This window comes from Chryseobacterium sp. ZHDP1, from assembly GCF_018603435.1.
Taxonomy (GTDB): domain Bacteria; phylum Bacteroidota; class Bacteroidia; order Flavobacteriales; family Weeksellaceae; genus Chryseobacterium; species Chryseobacterium indicum.
The window spans coordinates 3,966,824-3,984,180 of record NZ_CP075682.1 but is presented as its reverse complement, the minus strand read 5'-3'; the positions used below and the strand labels follow the sequence as shown (position 1 = coordinate 3,984,180).

The following is a 17,357-nucleotide window of genomic DNA, read 5'->3' as shown; positions in this document are numbered from 1 at the left end:
ATGGACAATCAGGAAAATCAACCTATAGATCCGCTTGGATCGATCGAATCTTTAAAGACTTTTGAGCCGACTCCGATGGCGCCGCCACCAGGTATGGCTACACCAAGTACACCTCCTGCCCCATTGGTAGACAGAGACGGAAATGTAAATCTGAATCAGCTGAAAACAGATGAACGTCAGAAATATGAAGCCCTTGCAGATTCTATCGACGAAACCAATCCGGGATCTATCGTTAATTTCGGGGCAGACCTTCAGAGAACATTATCCAACCAGAGTGACAGTTTCCTTGGAAATGTAAGGAGATCAAATTCCGGTGAAGTCGGAGAATTGATTAATAATTTATTAGTCGAGCTGAATTATGTAGATGTTGAAGAATTAAATCAAAATAAATTCAAAAGTTTTTTAAGCAAATTGCCTTTCATGAAAAGTGTCATGACGCAGATCGAGAATTTATTTGCCAAATATGATAAAATCATCAACAATATCGATCAGATCGCTTATAAGGTAAATGCAGGAATCATTACTTCCACGAAAGATAATGCTGTTTTGCAGACGATTTTTGAAAGCAATGTGAATGCAATTAAACAGATCGAAGAACTGGTGATTATCGGAAATCTGAGAATTGAAAAAGCGGGAGCAGAATTAGCGCACATGGAAGCCAATACTCAGGAATTTCAGGATTATCAGATTGCAGATAAGAGAGATTTTATTGCAAGATTAGACAGAAGATTAGCGGATCTGAAAGTAGTTCGATTAATCATGATGCAGTCGCTTCCTCAAATCAGGCTGGTTCAGAACAACAACGTTTCTATTGCAGAAAAAGCGCAGACGATTTTAACAACAACCTTGCCGCTTTGGAAAAATCAGCTTTCACTGGCGGTGGCGATGTACAGACAGCAGCAAAGTATTGAAATTCAGCAAAAAGTTTCGGCTACAACAGAAGAAATTTTAAGAAAGAATGCAGAACGTCTTGGGCAGAACTCTATTAATGTGGCCAGAGCGAATGAACAGACGATCGTTTCTGTGGAAACACTGAGAGAAACAACTTCAAAATTAATTAATACATTGAACGAAGTGAAGCAGATCCAAAAGCAGGGTGCAGAAGGAAGAAAAAAGCTGGATCAGGATTTAATGACTTTGGAACACGAGTTAAAAGCAAACGTAAGAGGATAATAACGAGAGATAAAAAGTGAATGATGATGCTGTAAACATATTGTCTCAGAGCAAAAGAAGATTAACCAAACTTAAACTTCTCGCGAATTTTTTTGAAAATGTTGATATAATTTCGATCTACATTAAGACGGATATTATCCATAATCTTTTTCAGGAAAATAAGGGACTCGATTACAGCAAACTGGAACTTTTTCATCTTCAGTACACCGACAGTCTCATTGAACTTTTAACCAAAATTAAACGGCAGAAGGAAAATGATATGCTGGCGGTTCTTAATGAAATTGATGTTAACAGCAAATACATTTCCGGTTTTGAGGAAAAGCGTGTTGACGGCTTCGAAACAGACCGGAAAATGTACAGCGGTATTTTTTCTAATCAGCTGAAAAGCCTGTATAATGATCTTACGGAAGATAAATTTCGATTGAACTGGGATAATGTTCTGTATTTCAACAAAAAATATGCGGCAGAATTCTACCGTTCAAATGTTGATGAAGAATTGCTGAAGTCCGGTTCTTTTCCTGCCTATCAGTATAAAGATTATCAGATTGAAAGAAAATTATTGGGAAGACTTAACATTCAGAATTTTAAAGTCCGCTTTGTGTGTGGATACGCCATCGCGGGAAACGAATATGAATTGTTTAAGATTTTTCAGTCTGAAGATCATTTCATCTTCGATATTGAAGGCAGAAAAATGTATCTGATTGATCCTAAAAAACTGGAAAAACTAGATACAATGCCCAACGAATCAAATCAGGGAACAATTGTTTATCAGTTAAAAAGAAAGAATGAACAATTGGAACAGACGATGAACGAAAGGAAAAAAATATTACCGGAACAGGTCATTGCCGTACTTCAGGATTACATTAAAAATCTAGAAAATACAGACGTGATGAGTAAAATGTTCGACATTAATGAGGAAACCAATATTCTTCGCGCAATGCTGAATTTAAATTTAAATAATTAGTAAAAGTAAAAAGTTTTAAAATTCAATTCTTTACAAACTTTTTCACTTTACTGCCATCATTTGCTGAGTGAAACGCCTTTGCGAACAAAGATATGCAGAACAATTAAAAAAAATCTTTGCGAATCTTTGTGTTTAAACTAAGCACAGTAAAAAAAAATTAAAATTAGAACTAAAACAAAATATAACAATGGCTATTAACTTACAAAAAGGTCAGAGAATAAACCTTACAAAGGAAAACGGAACTACGCTTACACAGGCTTGTGTAGGAATCAACTGGGGGGCAATTGAGAAAAAAGGATTCTTCGGAGGGATTACAAAAGAAGCGGTAGATCTGGACGGAAGCTGTATTTTATACGATTCTAATAAAAATGCAACAGAAGTAATCTATTTTGGAAACTTAAGATCAAAAAACGGTTCTGTAAGACACAGCGGAGACGATTTAACAGGAGATGTGAATGGAGATGACGGTCTTGACAATGAGGTGATTACTGTAGATTTCAGCAATCTGGATTCCAATGTAGAACACGTTGCTTTGGTTCTGAACAGTTATAAAGGTCAGGATTTCGGGACTATTCCTTTCGCATCCATCAGAATTTATGAAGGAACGCCAACCAACGTAAGAGAAGTTTTTGCGAAATATGATATTGCGAACGATGCTTCTTTCAGAGGTCACGTTGCCATGGTGATGGGAGTTTTCTACAAAAGAAACGGAGAATGGAAGTTCAACGCGATCGGAGATCCTACAGCAGACCGAAAACTGCAGGAAACAATAGAAACTGTAAAGCAGAAATATTTGTAAAATATTAGTGTTTAAAATGATTATCAATAGGAACGGGCTTTAGCCCGCTTGCATTAAAAATAGGTTCCAATCCGGCTTTAGCCAAAACTTATTAACTATTGAATAAATTTTTAAAATAAAAAATAAAACTTAGCAATACTTGTACCCGTACAAATATTGCTTTTATCGTATAATAAGCACATTTAAAAGTGGACAAACATCAAGGTATTTTAGATCTTCATCCCGGTCTGGTTTGGGGATTTGCGGTAACGGTAGTTATCATGTTGCTTCTGGATTTAGGAGTTTTCAACAAAAAAAGTCATGAAGTTTCTTCCAAAGAAGCTACAATCTGGTCAATCGTATGGATCTCGCTGTCTATGGTATTCTCCGGCGTGGTTTATTGGGTTTTCAATACAGACGGAAGTCCCGAAAGTCATGCTTTGGCAGTGGAGAAATTCACGCAGTATCAGGCGGCTTACTGGATTGAGAAGGCGCTTTCGGTGGATAACTTATTTGTATTCATCTTGGTTTTCGGGTTCTTTAAAGTTCCGAAATACCTTCACCACAAAGTTCTTTTCTGGGGAATTATCGGAGCATTGATTTTCAGAGCAATTTTCATTTTTGCGGGTGTTGGATTAATTAATCTGACCTATCTGCCTGAAATGAATATTTTCGGACATCCTGTGAAAATCAATATTGTAATGACTTTATTCGGGCTGTTCCTTGTATATGCAGGAATAAAATCCTGGGGCGACGGAGACGATGACGACGAAGAAGATTACAGCAATACAGCAGGAGCAAGACTGATTAAGAGATTCTGGAAAGTTTCAGACAATTACGTGGGCGACAAATTCTTCACGGTACAGAACGGAATGAAAATGGCAACCCCGCTTTTGGTTGTTGTAGCGGTAATTGAATTTACAGACGTTCTTTTTGCAGTAGATTCCATTCCGGCAATCTTTGCGATTTCTAATGACCCGTTTATTCTTTACACCTCAAATATTTTCGCGATTCTGGGATTAAGATCATTGTATTTCCTGTTGGCGAATTTCATTCATATGTTCAGCAAATTGCCTTATGGTTTGGCAGTTATTTTATCGTTCATCGGAGTAAAAATGCTGATCGCACCATGGTATCACATTCCGTCTCCGGTTTCTTTGGGAATCGTTGGAGGAGTTTTGGTAATTTCAGTGATTCTGTCTTTAATCTTCCCTGATAAAAAGGAGGACGAAGACCAAGAAAAAATTGAAGAATAAGATTATTTATATCTAAAGAAAAAAATCCGAAAAGCAATATGCTTTTCGGATTTTTAATATAAAGATTACAAACGGGAAAAGAAAAGCGGGGCATCGTTCTGCCGGAGTCGAACCGGATAATCTTGCCGGATCAGTAGGCTTCATTATTCCTGCCCTTCGATTGGTGACGAAGTATCTTTTCTCTACAACACTTTATATTTTAAAACAAGGCAACAACCAGAAAGTGCAATGTCGTGCTCTAACCAACTGAGCTACTTTTCCTATTTTAATTTTGTGTTTTTTAAACTGTGGAAAAGGCGGGACTCGAACCCGCGACCCCGTCGTAATGAGCGAAGTAACACTATTCTACGGCACTTGTATATTATAAAACAGATAAGGTAAAAGGCGAAAAAGGTATTTTTGCTCTTATGAGCGCCGCTCTTACCCGATTTGGGCAGGGAGCCGGCAATTCTACATCTGCGAGAGACTTACGCTTTCTTTCGAAAACTTTTGCCCAGTTGGTTTTCAACCCAACCTCACCAGTTCGGTCGCCCGAATTACGCTACCTTAGGACCGTTATATTTACGAAGTAACCCTTCTCTACGACACTTATCTGTAAGTTTTTAAAATTAAAAAAAGAGGCAAAAGACGAGAAAACTCTTTATTATAAATCATTTTCAGATTTATTCTGGAGTCGAACCAACATCATTAAGATTAACCGAAGTAAGTTTTCTCTAACGGCACTCTTTATTATATCAAGGTAAAATTTCGTACAGACACTTACTGGCTTACATCTTACCATTAGACTACTGTTTTCACAGGCAGGATTTGAACCTGCATCTTAAGCGGGGAAACGAAGAATTTCTGTACTACGACACCCGATATTTTTAAATTTTCAATAAAAAGAGGCAAAAGGCGAAAAGACAGACATGCACCTGATCCCTACTGTTATTCAGGAAATTGCACTTGTTTTTTAGATTTTTTGATCTAAATAATTGCTGTTCGAAGTAAGCCTTTTCTACGGCACTCTTTTGTTTTTTAAATCAAGGTAATAATGTGAGAATCTTTCAGTGCTTTTGCTCTACCGTCTGAGCTACTCTTCCATTTTGGAACAGGCAGGATTCGAACCTGCGACCCAAAGATTAAATATCGAAGTATGATTCTGAAACGACACTTGATTTTTTATGTTTTTTAAATAGTTTTCTTAAAAATTACAAGGCAAACAGTGATAAAAGCTGTCTTAAAAACCGTCTAGCCACTCGACCACACCTTTCGGCGAAAGGATTCGAACCTCTGTACAAATCGAAGTAACTTTTATCTACGGCACTTGTAAGTAATTTTAAAATCGAGCAAAATTTTGAAAGAGACTTTTTCAGTTTGGATTCGAAGGAACTCTTTCTTACGGCATCGATTATTTTTTAAGTTTTTATGGTTATTGTTTTTTGTTACTGCAAAATTACTCTATTGGTACGCAATCTTTTTACGCAGTTAAAATTATTTTTTAAAAAAACCAAGTAACATGGTATAAGAGTTTTTGATATCAATTCAAATTTTAAGTAAGACGATGGAACTCTTATGATGACGACATTGGTTATTTAAAACCGGGCAATGTAACGAAAAGACTCTTGTTCAAGTCGAAATCAAAGGAATTCTTTTCTTACGGCACCGGTAATTTTTTTAAAGTAAGGTAAAAAATCAAACAGAGACTTACTGACAGAGTGATACCATTACACCATTCCGAATACTTGGAAACAGGATTCGAACCTGTATTGCTGTCCCTAAACGAAGAAATTCTGTTTTACGACACTTACTTTTTGGTTTTCCATTGGGTTTTTCTGTATTTTTTCCAGTTTCTCTGAAACTTAATTTCTTTTGAATTAATGGTTTTGTAGCCATGTGGAAAACACCAAGAACATCCCATTTCATCTCCATATAAAATTCTGGAAATCTGCACATTCGAAATTTTCTTCGGAAAGTCAATTAATCCATATTCATTGCTTCCGAAAGACTTCTTTAATGTTTTAATTTTTTTCATAAGTATTGAGTATTTAACCTCAATACAGTGTTCCTTTAAGCCATTTTTTATAGTAATTCATGGTTATCTGTTTTTGTTGATGCAAAATTATTGCGTTAGTGCGCATTCTTTTTACGCAGTTAAAATTTATTTTGAAAATATTGACCCGATAATCTCTCCCAGCTTAACAAGTCCTAAAAATGGAAGTAAAATAATTCCTCCAATGAGCAAATAAAGCCCTACATTACTAAAAAAGCTATCTTTAGATTCTGTATAATTTCCTTTTTCTCTTTGCTTTCTTTTAAAATCAGGAATATGCTTTGTTTTCTTAAAACTGTCAGTTTCCAGTTCCTTCAGAATATTTTTTGCGTATTCCGAAAGCTGAGTTTTATCTCCCCGAAAAACAATATCTTTTAAAATAGCATTTCCGGAATTGCTTAATGAATTCCTGTACATTTCAACTGCTTCTTTCATGTCGAAATTCTGAGGTTCAGATAAGATCCAAAACTTTCCGGCTTCATCTTTAAATCCTGAATCATAGTAAATCTTAGCCAGTTTCTCTCTCAAAGAAAGATCGTCGGGAAACTCATTGATCAGATTTCGAAGTCTGTCGCAGGCTTTTTTCTTTCTTCCCGCCTTAAGATCCTGTTCAATTCTGTAAAAAATAGTTCCCATTATTTATAATTATTCATTTGTTCGTTTTGCCTTGAAGCAAAAGAACCAAAAGTTCAAGACTTGGAAATTCCGGCTAAAAATAATCTACACTCTCTAAAAATTCTAAAACTTGCGCGAATTTATTATTTGTTCTTCGGTTCTGAATTTGTGTCGCGCTTCAAACAGTAGAATTTTCTTAATGTTCGTACAGTTTATTTTCTTAACGCCTACATTTCCCAGGTCGTTTTTTACTATTAATCTTTTTTTGTCATTGCGAGGAGCGTAGCGACGAAGCAATCTTTAGCTATTTGAATAACATTTCATTAAAGTTTGGAATTACTTTTTTAGCTAAATTTAATACTTCTTGATTTTGTTCTCTAATATAAGTTTGCTTTAATATGTCTGTTAAAAAGTTATTCAAATCATCTGTTATTTTAAAGAATTCAATAATCATTTCCCCTGTTTTATCTCCATCAAATTTAATTATTGTATTATAGTATAAATCTACATTATCACTAATATGGCCACTAATATTGTTTCTAATTGTTTTCATATCCGTTTCATATCTATACTCTTTCTTAAAAATCTTAATTGAATTATTAATATTTACAAAACTTTCTTTAAGATGAATAAGAGCTTTCTCGGAAAGTATATTCAAGAATTCTCTATATTTATTAAATGTTTTAAAACTTTCAAAAATAGTTAAGTAAACATTTTTAATTACATAAATCTTCTCCCAATTATTTGAAGCATTATAAAGCATTTTGCTAGATACAGCCAAATCGAGAGTAGCAATAGCGAACAATGAAACTACATCATTTATTTTCTTTACTAAGTCAAAACCATCTAAACACATCTCAATATTATTCGTATCAAAATGTATTTTTACACAATCAATTATTTTGTTTACTTTTCTTGCTGTATCTAACACACCTGTGAAAACAGTAACAGTAGAATCTGCAGAATCATTAAAGTTTTTACCTATGATTTTCATACTAATTATTTTTGTTTCGTTTTCTTTCCTAGCCCCGATTGCAACGACATCCTTTTGTGTAGCAAAGCGGAACAAAAGATATAGTGGAAAGCGGGATTAAGCTCCTGAAAATAATGGTTATCAGTTTTTTATTTTAAAAGCAGTGCCTTTTACAGCACTACTTTTTTTATCATTTCTACAGCAGATTTTTTGTCTTCCAAAGCGTTCAGTACATCGAAAATTTTGTCGGACCAACCTGCGATAAGGTATACATCGTTTTGTCTGATATCCAAAGGCTGTCTTCCGTAACCCGCCAAGTCAAAAATATACAATTTTGCATTTGGGTGAAAACTTTTGTATTGATTCCAAGAATCTTCGAAAGAATTTCGGGTTCCGTTGCTGTTCCAAAGCTGAGTATCGGTGAAAATCATTACTTTATCCACTTTTTCGCGTCTGTTCAGCAAATCTTCGATGACCAGATAACCGTTAGTAGAGTAACCTACTTCACCTTCTCTTTTATAGAATGCATCCACGTTTCTCAGGATACCGTTTTTAGGCATCGGAACTCTTTTCCATGTGTCACCGAATATTCCTGAAACCACATTTTTGCACTGCGACTGCAACATCATCGACATTAACAGACCAATATCGTACAGCAAAACTTTAGATCTTGGAGAAACCGGCTGTTGCATTGAAGCGGAAACGTCTGCCGCGATCACCACCGAAGTATCGAATCCAAAACCTTTGATATTTTTGGCACTCACCAAAACCGCATCTTCCAATGCTTCGAGAATTGATGATAGATAGGGCGATTTCATACTCTTCAGTTCTCTGTACGCCGACAAGAATCTGAAAGGCAGCTGTTTTGAATTTCTCACGGCTTTTTCATCCGAAAGATAGCTGCAAACTTTCTGCATCGCATCCGAAGAAACGTTGGCTTCCAGAATATTTCTGAGGTTTCGCAAAGTTGCCATATAGCCCAGTTTGTTACTGAAAATCAGTTCTTCCCATTTGTTTTTGAAGGCTGCTTTTCTTTCGGCATCATCGGCAAATTTTGTCTGTCCCAAAACGGAAAGTTCAACTTCCCAAGTGTATGGAGTTTCCAAAGAATCGTTGACGATTTTGTTGAAAATTGCCTGTTGGTTTTCATCTTTTGCTTTCGGGTGAACCAAAAACAAAGCATCTTTCAAGGTTACTTCTGCTTTTCTGTTGTATTTGGCAAACTGGTATTCATCAAATTTATTGAATGATTTTACCAGACCTTTCTGAATTTGCTTTGACAGCTTGTTGAGTTTTTTAAGATCTGTTCTTTCGTTTGCCAATTGGTAATACGCCAGCAATTCTGTGATTTCATCCGCTCTCTGAATAACTCCGTCGATGGTTCTGCTTACCAAGTCTGTACCTGAAGTCTGCTTTGCCAATTCGGTTGTCAAAACCAACGGAATGGAACGCAGGTACATATCTTTTCTTGCATAAACTGCCAATTTTGCAACGAATTCCGGATCATTTTTCTGAATCAGGGACTGAATTCTTGTGAGTCTTTCATTTCCTTTTTCATAGGTTGTATTGGATAATCCTGTTGTAACAACAGCACTGTATAGTTCTTCTGCAGGTGTCATGGTATAAGCTTTTGCACCTTCGTAGTTCGTTACTACTTTATTCTCTTTTCTTAAAAAATTAAATTTCATGGTTACTGCTTTTTTGTTAAACATTTCAGAGGATTATCACTTTCTCCCTGATTTCTGATGCAAAGTAAGGATGCTATTGCGCGATGTTTTTGCGTAGTATAATTTTTTTTGAAAAAATTTTTATTTAAACACTAATTGCACGAATTCTTGCAGTAATAAAAACAGATTTTTTATTCTGAAATCTCAGAACTCGTTTTAAAATAGATTCTTCATTCCGCCTTGCTTCATTCAGAATGACAAACATAACGCTGAACCAACAACAATCGACAATTAACATTTAACAGGCAACCAATAACCAGCAACAATCAGCCAAAAGAAAAAATCTATTATGCATTTTATATAAAGGAATTAATAATGAAGAGTTTTTGGAAATACGTTTTCTAGATTTGTTTCATTAAAATTTTAAACTCATGATTAAAGGATTGTACGAAACTCATGTTCAGGTGAGTGATCTGGAAAATGCAATAAAATTCTATACTGAAATTTTAGGATTGGAATTTGCCCACCAAGAAGAAAATCGAAGAATTGCTTTTTTGTGGATCGGAAAAAACAAGGAATCCATGTTGGGATTATGGGAGCAGAAGGAACATCTGCAAACAAGGCATTTTGCTTTTACCGTCGACAAAGAAGATATTCTGAATTATTCTGTCGAATTTCTGAAAAATAAAAACCTGAAACCTTACAATTTTCTGAAAGACGGCATTGAAAAGCCGATGGTTTTTGCATGGATGCCTGCTTTAGCCATTTATTTTAATGATCCGGATGGAAATCAGCTGGAATTTATCTCGGTTTTGGAGGGTGACGGAAAACCGGAGCTGGGTGTGCTTTCTTATGAGGAGTGGATGGAGAGGAAATAAAACTGTTTTATTTTCACACAGATTTCTCAGATGTATACAAATCCGATTAAAGAAAATAGATTAAATTTCATTAAAATCAGTGTTATCTGCAAAATCAGCAAGAGAAAAAAATTATTAATTGTCTATAAAAAACAAGACAGGCTTTGTATTCACAAAACCCGTCTCTATCATAAAAGTTATTAGTTTCTATTTTGTGAAGATTTCTTTCAGTTGAGAAACAATGTTGCTGTTTCCGGAAACGGTAATATCTCCAATCTTGTCGGCGATTTTCTCCATATATTCCATTTCTTTCAGCTTCCAAAGGACTTCGTTTTCTTCCATTAATTTCGCGGTATTCAGCAAGCTTCTTGTGGAAGCGGTTTCTTCACGTCTCATGATGCTGTTTGCCTGAGCTTTTTTCTCGGCAATCAAAACCTGATTCATGATTTCCTTTATTTCTCCTGTCAAGATCACATCTCTGATTCCCGCATCGGAAGCTTTCAAACCTAAATCTTCGGCTTTGTTTCCAAGATTTTCAAGGATTTCTTTTCCTACAGAATCTTTTTTCAACAATAATTCATCCAATGTTAAAGCTCCAACGAATTCACGCAAAGCCAACTGCATCAGAATATATAATTGCTTATCATATTCTTTATTTTCCATCAACGCTTTTTCGATGTTTTCCACCTGAAAACGCACATAGAAATTAATACGCAGCATCGCTTTATCTTTGGTCAACAATTCCTGACCTGCAATTTCCATTTGCTGCATCCTCATATCTGCCGATTTTACTTCGATGGAAGTTTCGTTGTTCCAGAAGTAGTATGTTCCGGCTTCAAGAACTTTGGTTAATTTTCCGTCAATTAACAGTAATCCTCTATGCTGATTGGATACAATAAATTTTCTTACATAATTTCTCAATCTTACATTTTCCAAGAGAGTCTTCGAAATATCTTCTGTAATTTCAACTTTCATCAAATTCACTTTCTGGAACTCTCTGTCTGCGATATCTACCCAAAATGCATACTGACCTACGTTTAATACATCTTTTAAACTTCCGTTTTCATATAGCAAAATAATTTCTCCGTCTTTTACCTCTACAATTTTCAAAAAATCTTTAAGCGGTTCAGATTTTATCAAAACAGTTCCGTTTTCATGGGATCCGAACTGTGATTTTAATTCATAGTTTGGATCTACAATTTTAACTTCAACAGAAGATTCATTATTCCAGAAAGAGTAAAGACCACTTTCCAAAACCTTACTCAGTTTTCCGTCAATTAATAGCAGACCTTTATAGTGAGAAGGCACAACAAATTTTCTAATCAGGCTTTTTAATTTCATATTTTCCAAAACTGTCTTGGAAATTTCTTGTGGAATCTCAACTTTAGTCAAGTCGATTTTTTGAAACTCTCTGTCCAAGATTGCTTTCCAGAATGCATATTGACCAATATTCAAAACGTCTTTGAAAATTCCGTTTTCGTACATCAGAACAATCTCTCCTTCTTTTACTTCAACGATTTCCAATAACGATTTCAGGTTTTCATTTTTCAACAAAAGATGAAGATCAGTATCAGAATTAAACAAAGATTTCATATCATAAATCTTTACAGACTTATTTCCAAAAATCCAGAAATTACCTTCTTTCAAAATATCGATCAGATATCCGTTTTTAAAAACCAAACCTGTTTCGTATGCTTTAATTTGTACATTTTTTATCATCTTCTTACTATTTTAATGGTTACTATTTCAATTAAAAGGAAAATCCGGAATCTCTTCTTCCAAAAACGGCGGAAGGAAAGCAATTCAGAAAAATTCATCGAGTTTGGAATTTTATTTTTCAAACTCATTTTCTAAATATTCAGATTTTGGGCGTGTCCCTCGTCTTGGCTTTACCAAAAGCCCGGGTCGCTACGTCCTCTTCTACTCCTCGTTCATCGCTTGCGCTCTTCACTGCGGGGTATCCGCTACCATCGCTCACGCGGAAAACCGTCCTTTTTAGAAAATTCATTTCAAAAATTATTCATTCTTCATCTCCATTTCATTCTCAGAAAACATCTTTTCTTGCTGGCTTTTTCAAAATGTTGATTGAACAACTGAAAAAATTCCAGACTTTTCCATGAACATTTTTAATGAGAACGTTCAAACTCGCTAAAAAAAAAATAGATTTTGAGTCTATTTCATCTACATTAAAAGTGTAGTGCTCTAACCGGACTGAGCTACCTCATTTGAAGTGAGGGTGGGAGTCGAACCCACGCTTAAAATGCTATTACTCTAACCTGACTGAGTTATATTTCCCCTAAGGAAATAGAAGGATTCGAACCTCCGACCCATAGCGCATGGCAGAAGTTTTCTGGAAAACTCCTCAAACCTTCAGGTCAAGCTGAACAGAACGAAATCATGTTTCTCAACAAATTCTTCTGCAATGGTGATATACCGAAACACCCAACAAGACCTGCCTGATATTTTGACTAAAATCTGTTTTTCAAAATTTTAGTGTTGTTTCATTTTGATGATGCAAAGTAAAAGGGGTATTGCGCAATGATTTTGCGTTGTAGAAAATTTGTAATATTTTTTGTCATCGCGAACTGAAAGTGAAGCAATCTGTCTTTTTATTGAGATTGCTTTACTTCGACAGGCTCAGCACAGGCTTACTTCGCTTCTTGCAATGACAGGTATGGAAATAAGAAACTCCCTTTTTAAAAGGAAGTCGTCGTTACATTTTTAGATTACTAAATTGTTACATTAATACTGTTGCAGGCACCAATGCAAAATTTTTGCAATATTTTTAGCATCATCTACACCTCTGTGATGGGTTCCTTCAAGTGTAAGATTTAATTCGCCTAAAGCTCTTGCCATTCCGACGCTTTTACGAATCGTGGGATGCAGTTCTCCAAATAAGGTTTTCACATTGATGTGGTCATCGCTCAAAGGATAATCCACTTTGAATCTTCTTGCCTGATTTTGAAGCATATTCAGATCGTAGTTTCCGTAACTTGCCCAGGTCAGATCTTCAGAATCGTATTCTGCTCTCAGAATATCTAAAGCATCTTCTAACAAAACGCCTTCGTCATCAAGCATCTGCTGTGTAATGGAAGTCAGTTCCGTACAGAACGGACTTACTTTCGAGTATTGAGGTTTTATTAAAATTCCCTCATTTTTGGAAATTTTTCCGGTTTTTGCATCCATGATACACACTCCGATTTCTATGATTTCGCTTTCCTGTCCTCTAGGCGGTCGGTCTTCCCAACAGGTGGCTTCGAGGTCTATAATTAATATGTTGTCTGTTGTTTTCATTGTTTAAAAATTTATTGTTTGGGCTGGAAGTTTGAAGCTGGAGGCTAGAAGAGAATTACATACTGTAAAACTTCCCGCTTCCATCATCCATCTTCCTTACCAAATTATTTCCCCAAAATTTCTCTTAAAATTCTGGCGGCGTTGTAAGCATCGTCTGCTCCGCTGTGATGATTTCCTTCAAAATCCATGTTCATATAATTCAGAGCTCTTTTCAAACCCATCATTTTATGATGTCCTATATATTTTTTGAATTGAAACATCACATTGATGTAGTTTTCGGAAAAAGGATTTTCGATACCGAGATAATCACACTGTTCCATGATCTGCTCTTTATCAAAGTTTCCAAAACCTGCCCAAGTAAGCTGAACTGAATGATATTCATCTCTTATTTTTCGCAGGCTTCTTCGAAATAAATTCCTTTCTCTTCGATAAGTTGCGGAGTAATTCCTGTAAGTTCTGTACAAAATTTATTGATTTTAGATCTTTCGGGAATTATAAATGCTTCGTTTTTTGGAAATTTCCTGCGTTGTTCTGTTTAATTCGCAAATTCCTATTTCTATAATATCGGTTTTTTGGCCGGCGGGAATTCTGTCATTTTCCCAACACGTAGCTTCCAAATCGATAATTACAATTTCGTTTGTTGTTTTCATGATTTTGATTTTAGGTTGGAAGATGGGAGCAGGAAGATGGAAGTTTCACACTATGAAAATACTTCCAGCCCCCAGCTTCAGACTCCCAACTTTTTAATTTCTCGGTGCAAACGGCGGTGTCCATTTTTTCCTTTTCATGATTTCCTTTACTTCCTCGTAAGAAACCGGATAAAAATTATGGCAATCTACTCCTACATCGAAGCTCAGAGCCATTTCATCGTCGGGTAATGTTCCGTGCGAATGACCGTAAAGCTGCCAAACGCCACGGTGTGAGCCGTTCCATGTTCTCATGGCGTAATGAAAAAGGATAATTTTCTGTTTGCCGTTGCTGTTTTCAGGCTCATCAATTTTCAGTTCGTGATAATCTCTGATGGAAGCAAATCGTTTTGGATAGGTCAACGCTGCACCTTCATGGTTGCCTTTTATCAAATGAATGTTTCCATTTAATCGGTCAAGAATTTCTTTCGTGAAATCCGGTTTGCCTAAACTCATATCACCTAAATGATAAACGGTGTCATCTTTACCGATCTTCTCATTCCATCTTTTGATGAGTTCTTCGTTCATGTGTTCCAAAGACTCAAAAGGTCTTTCGGAGAATTTTATAATGTTTTCGTGACCAAAATGATGGTCTGCTGTGAAAAATATGTTTGGTTTCATTTTTTTAATTGTTTGTTTTTAACTACAATATTTCACTATTTCCTCTGTCATTCTGAACGGAGCGAAGTGGAGTGAAGAATCTCTAAAATCTTTATATGAGATTCTTTGAACTTCGTTCGCATCCTTTTAGGCTGTGTCAGAATGACAAACTTGCTGATTAAAATTGCAGTTTTAGTTTAATAATATTAATTCGTTAAGGTTTCATCACCATCCACAGATCTTTGAAATCTGGAATGTGAGTTGTAATCAATGATGAGTTGTATCCGGAACTTTCTTTTACTTCACGGGAACCCCATTCACCACGCTGTCTGTAAGGAATTACTTCTGCCCAGACTGCTTTTGACGGATCTATCGCCAATAAAGCTGCCACAGTATCATGAAGTGCCTTTTCTTTGAGTTCCACTGCTTTAAGAAATAGCTTCAATCCTTTATTTTCATTTCGAAAAGGAATCAGGATTTCTGCATCTTTCTTTGTAAAAACAGCAGCGTGACAAACATTTTTGCTGATCATCCGTCTTTCGGTTATGGGTATTGAAAGCAGCTTTTCAGCAGCCAATGGATTTCCATTCAGATTGAATGTCGCACAGGTAATTTTTCCGTCAAATTTTTCCAGTCGATGTTCTTTTGGGACAATATTGTCGCCTGCAAAACCACCCTGACAAAACCAGCGATCGAAGAAAACTCCGGTTTCCCACAATGAATGCGGATTTGTAAGTGCTGCTCCCGTCAGTAAAGTACAATCAGGAAATTGATGGAGTGTTTCAGCCATAATGTTTGCTGCCGTATCATTCGCTTCTGAATCTTCAAATTTTCCGATCCAGTCTTGGTAAAAACCCGAAACACGGCTCGCCGAAGATTTTGGAGTTCCTGCACCGACGCGGACATCTTCCCTATCCAGAATTTGCAGAACACGTTTTACAAATCCTATCTGATCTTTTCCTCCCGGATGTACGGATACGCTTGCGAGATGAACCTTGGGATGCGTTGCCAAAACAGCCAACGTCATCGAATCATCAGGATCAGCCGTTTCCATATCGAAATGAAAAGGTAATTTATTTTGCATGATTATTTTTAGTTTTTTAATTTTAATTGAATAAATAATTTTAATTAACCTCAGCTCGGGATAAGAAATAAACTTAAATACCTGATTTATAAAATCATATTAATTTATCGCAAAGAAAAACAAAAGATTTTTTTTACTTATTGAAAGTTTACAAGCTAAACAAAGGCACTTCGTTTATTTAAAAAAGACAAAAATGGTATTACTTTGATAAGTTTTACGCCTTTGTATATCTTAAAAGCTGAATTCTTAATAATTGAAACTCTTTGTTTTACCTTGCGTTTAAGAAGACTTATCACGAACTCAGGTCAATTAATTTCCCTGAAATGCTTTATAAAAAGCGGTTTCAATTTCCAGTTGATCGCTTTCGACATATCGTCTTGAAAAGTGAATAGGAACGGCTTCTTTTACTTCACATTCTTTCATGATTTTACCGGATGCAGAAGCAAAACTGTGATGGTTGATCTTTGCAAATTCCTGATCTTCATCTTTGTAAAAAGTTTCGATGTACACCATATCCGCTTCCCTGAAAACTGTTTTGATCTTTTCATAATTGTCCTCGCAGACTGCGTGATCCATGATTACGCCTAGTTTATATCCTTTGTTTCGAGTCAGAAAGTGAAATAAACCGGAGGCTTTATAAATTGTTCCTTCGATTTCAATTTCTTTGTCGGAATCGTTGTTTTCAAAAGCTTTCTTCAGTTCGCTGATCCATTTTCCTTTTTTGAATTCTAAACCGTTTTCATTAAAAGTCACTGAATCTTTTTCCCTGAATAAATACGCGATAGAATCTGTTTTGTGATCCAAAATTGCAAAATCAACATTCACATATTTGTCTTCAAAAAGGAAATTCTGAGTTTCTATCAATTCCAGATTCCAATGTGGAGGACGAATTTTGTAGACATTAATTTCTTCTTTAGAAACGATTTCTCTAATCTCATATTCAATCGCATTTTCATCAATTAAATTCCAAGTGTAAGATTTTAACCTTGCTTCAATCTGCTGATGAATATTTTTCGGTCCGCAAATCACGATTTTCTCACCACTTCCAATCTGATGTCTGAAAATTCCGTCGAAATTGGAAAAGTGATCAATGTGAGTATGACTTATGAATATCGCTGAAACCGACTGTACTTCTTTTACCGTCAGTAAACTCGCTTCACCACAATCGCACAGATAATGCTTTGCTGAATTGGGTACTTTTATTAATATACTGATGTCTTCTTTTAATAGACTTTTTATTTCTGCCTGTAACATTTTTTCTAATTTTTTTTTGATTATCCGTTATCAATCATAATACTTGATTTTAACGCTAAGCACGCAAAGATTTTTTATAAACAAACTGTTTTTAAGGTTCGCAGAGGCGTTAAAACTTAACCAA

The 17,357-nt window shown here is 35.6% G+C and carries 16 protein-coding genes; 5 read left to right on the top strand and 11 right to left on the bottom strand.

What is annotated here, in order from left to right; all coding sequences use genetic code 11:
* The 4 genes from KKI44_RS18460 to KKI44_RS18445 all read left to right on the top strand — a co-directional run bounded on the left by KKI44_RS18460 (position 1) and on the right by KKI44_RS18445 (position 4,171).
* The gene (locus KKI44_RS18460; protein ID WP_214588641.1) at positions 1-1,173 is read left to right on the top strand and encodes a toxic anion resistance protein; all 1,173 of its coding nucleotides are present in this window, start codon (positions 1-3) and stop codon (positions 1,171-1,173) included.
* Between the two features lie 16 nt (positions 1,174-1,189).
* Positions 1,190-2,137, top strand: a complete 948-nt coding sequence (locus KKI44_RS18455; protein ID WP_214588640.1) for a hypothetical protein — start codon at positions 1,190-1,192, stop codon at positions 2,135-2,137.
* 187 nt (positions 2,138-2,324) lie between these two features.
* Positions 2,325-2,936 (top strand): TerD family protein, encoded by a 612-nt coding sequence (locus KKI44_RS18450; RefSeq protein WP_214588639.1) that lies wholly within the window; start codon positions 2,325-2,327, stop codon positions 2,934-2,936.
* A gap of 188 nt (positions 2,937-3,124) precedes the next feature.
* Positions 3,125-4,171, top strand: coding sequence for a TerC/Alx family metal homeostasis membrane protein (locus tag KKI44_RS18445; protein ID WP_214588638.1), 1,047 nt, complete (start codon positions 3,125-3,127; stop codon positions 4,169-4,171).
* A gap of 1,786 nt (positions 4,172-5,957) precedes the next feature.
* Here the strand turns inward: KKI44_RS18445 and KKI44_RS18440 are convergent.
* The 4 genes from KKI44_RS18440 to KKI44_RS18425 form a co-directional block, all read right to left on the bottom strand.
* Positions 5,958-6,185: a phosphate ABC transporter substrate-binding protein gene (locus KKI44_RS18440; RefSeq protein WP_214588637.1), complete on the bottom strand. Its 228-nt coding sequence runs from the start codon at positions 6,183-6,185 to the stop codon at positions 5,958-5,960.
* A gap of 126 nt (positions 6,186-6,311) precedes the next feature.
* A complete protein-coding gene (locus tag KKI44_RS18435) occupies positions 6,312-6,839 on the bottom strand; it encodes a DUF6584 family protein (protein ID WP_214588636.1) in 528 nt (175 codons plus the stop codon).
* Between the two features lie 283 nt (positions 6,840-7,122).
* The gene (locus KKI44_RS18430; RefSeq protein WP_214588635.1) at positions 7,123-7,812 is read right to left on the bottom strand and encodes a hypothetical protein; all 690 of its coding nucleotides are present in this window, start codon (positions 7,810-7,812) and stop codon (positions 7,123-7,125) included.
* Between the two features lie 149 nt (positions 7,813-7,961).
* On the bottom strand, positions 7,962-9,479 hold the full coding sequence (locus KKI44_RS18425; RefSeq protein ID WP_214588634.1) for a TROVE domain-containing protein: 1,518 nt from the start codon (positions 9,477-9,479) through the stop codon (positions 7,962-7,964).
* A 410-nt stretch (positions 9,480-9,889) separates the two neighbouring features.
* Between KKI44_RS18425 and KKI44_RS18420 the strand changes: the two genes are divergently transcribed.
* On the top strand, positions 9,890-10,336 hold the full coding sequence (locus KKI44_RS18420) for a VOC family protein (RefSeq protein ID WP_214588633.1): 447 nt from the start codon (positions 9,890-9,892) through the stop codon (positions 10,334-10,336).
* 186 nt (positions 10,337-10,522) lie between these two features.
* On the opposite strand, the gene KKI44_RS18415 is transcribed toward KKI44_RS18420, so the two are convergent.
* The 7 genes from KKI44_RS18415 to KKI44_RS18385 form a co-directional block, all read right to left on the bottom strand.
* Complete coding sequence (locus KKI44_RS18415; protein WP_250902098.1) at positions 10,523-12,034, bottom strand: slipin family protein; 1,512 nt, start codon at positions 12,032-12,034, stop codon at positions 10,523-10,525.
* A 1,023-nt stretch (positions 12,035-13,057) separates the two neighbouring features.
* Positions 13,058-13,609: a 3'-5' exonuclease gene (locus tag KKI44_RS18410; RefSeq protein ID WP_214588632.1), complete on the bottom strand. Its 552-nt coding sequence runs from the start codon at positions 13,607-13,609 to the stop codon at positions 13,058-13,060.
* Positions 13,610-13,713: 104 nt separating this feature from the next.
* The gene (locus tag KKI44_RS18405) at positions 13,714-14,073 is read right to left on the bottom strand and encodes a hypothetical protein (protein ID WP_214588631.1); all 360 of its coding nucleotides are present in this window, start codon (positions 14,071-14,073) and stop codon (positions 13,714-13,716) included.
* Positions 14,074-14,085: 12 nt separating this feature from the next.
* Complete coding sequence (locus KKI44_RS18400) at positions 14,086-14,259, bottom strand: hypothetical protein (RefSeq protein ID WP_214588630.1); 174 nt, start codon at positions 14,257-14,259, stop codon at positions 14,086-14,088.
* A gap of 93 nt (positions 14,260-14,352) precedes the next feature.
* Positions 14,353-14,916: a metallophosphoesterase family protein gene (locus KKI44_RS18395; RefSeq protein WP_214588629.1), complete on the bottom strand. Its 564-nt coding sequence runs from the start codon at positions 14,914-14,916 to the stop codon at positions 14,353-14,355.
* Positions 14,917-15,109: 193 nt separating this feature from the next.
* On the bottom strand, positions 15,110-15,979 hold the full coding sequence (locus KKI44_RS18390; protein WP_214588628.1) for a nucleoside hydrolase: 870 nt from the start codon (positions 15,977-15,979) through the stop codon (positions 15,110-15,112).
* A 309-nt stretch (positions 15,980-16,288) separates the two neighbouring features.
* The gene (locus tag KKI44_RS18385) at positions 16,289-17,233 is read right to left on the bottom strand and encodes a peptidase (RefSeq protein WP_214588627.1); all 945 of its coding nucleotides are present in this window, start codon (positions 17,231-17,233) and stop codon (positions 16,289-16,291) included.
* Between the last annotated feature and the right edge of the window lie 124 nt (positions 17,234-17,357).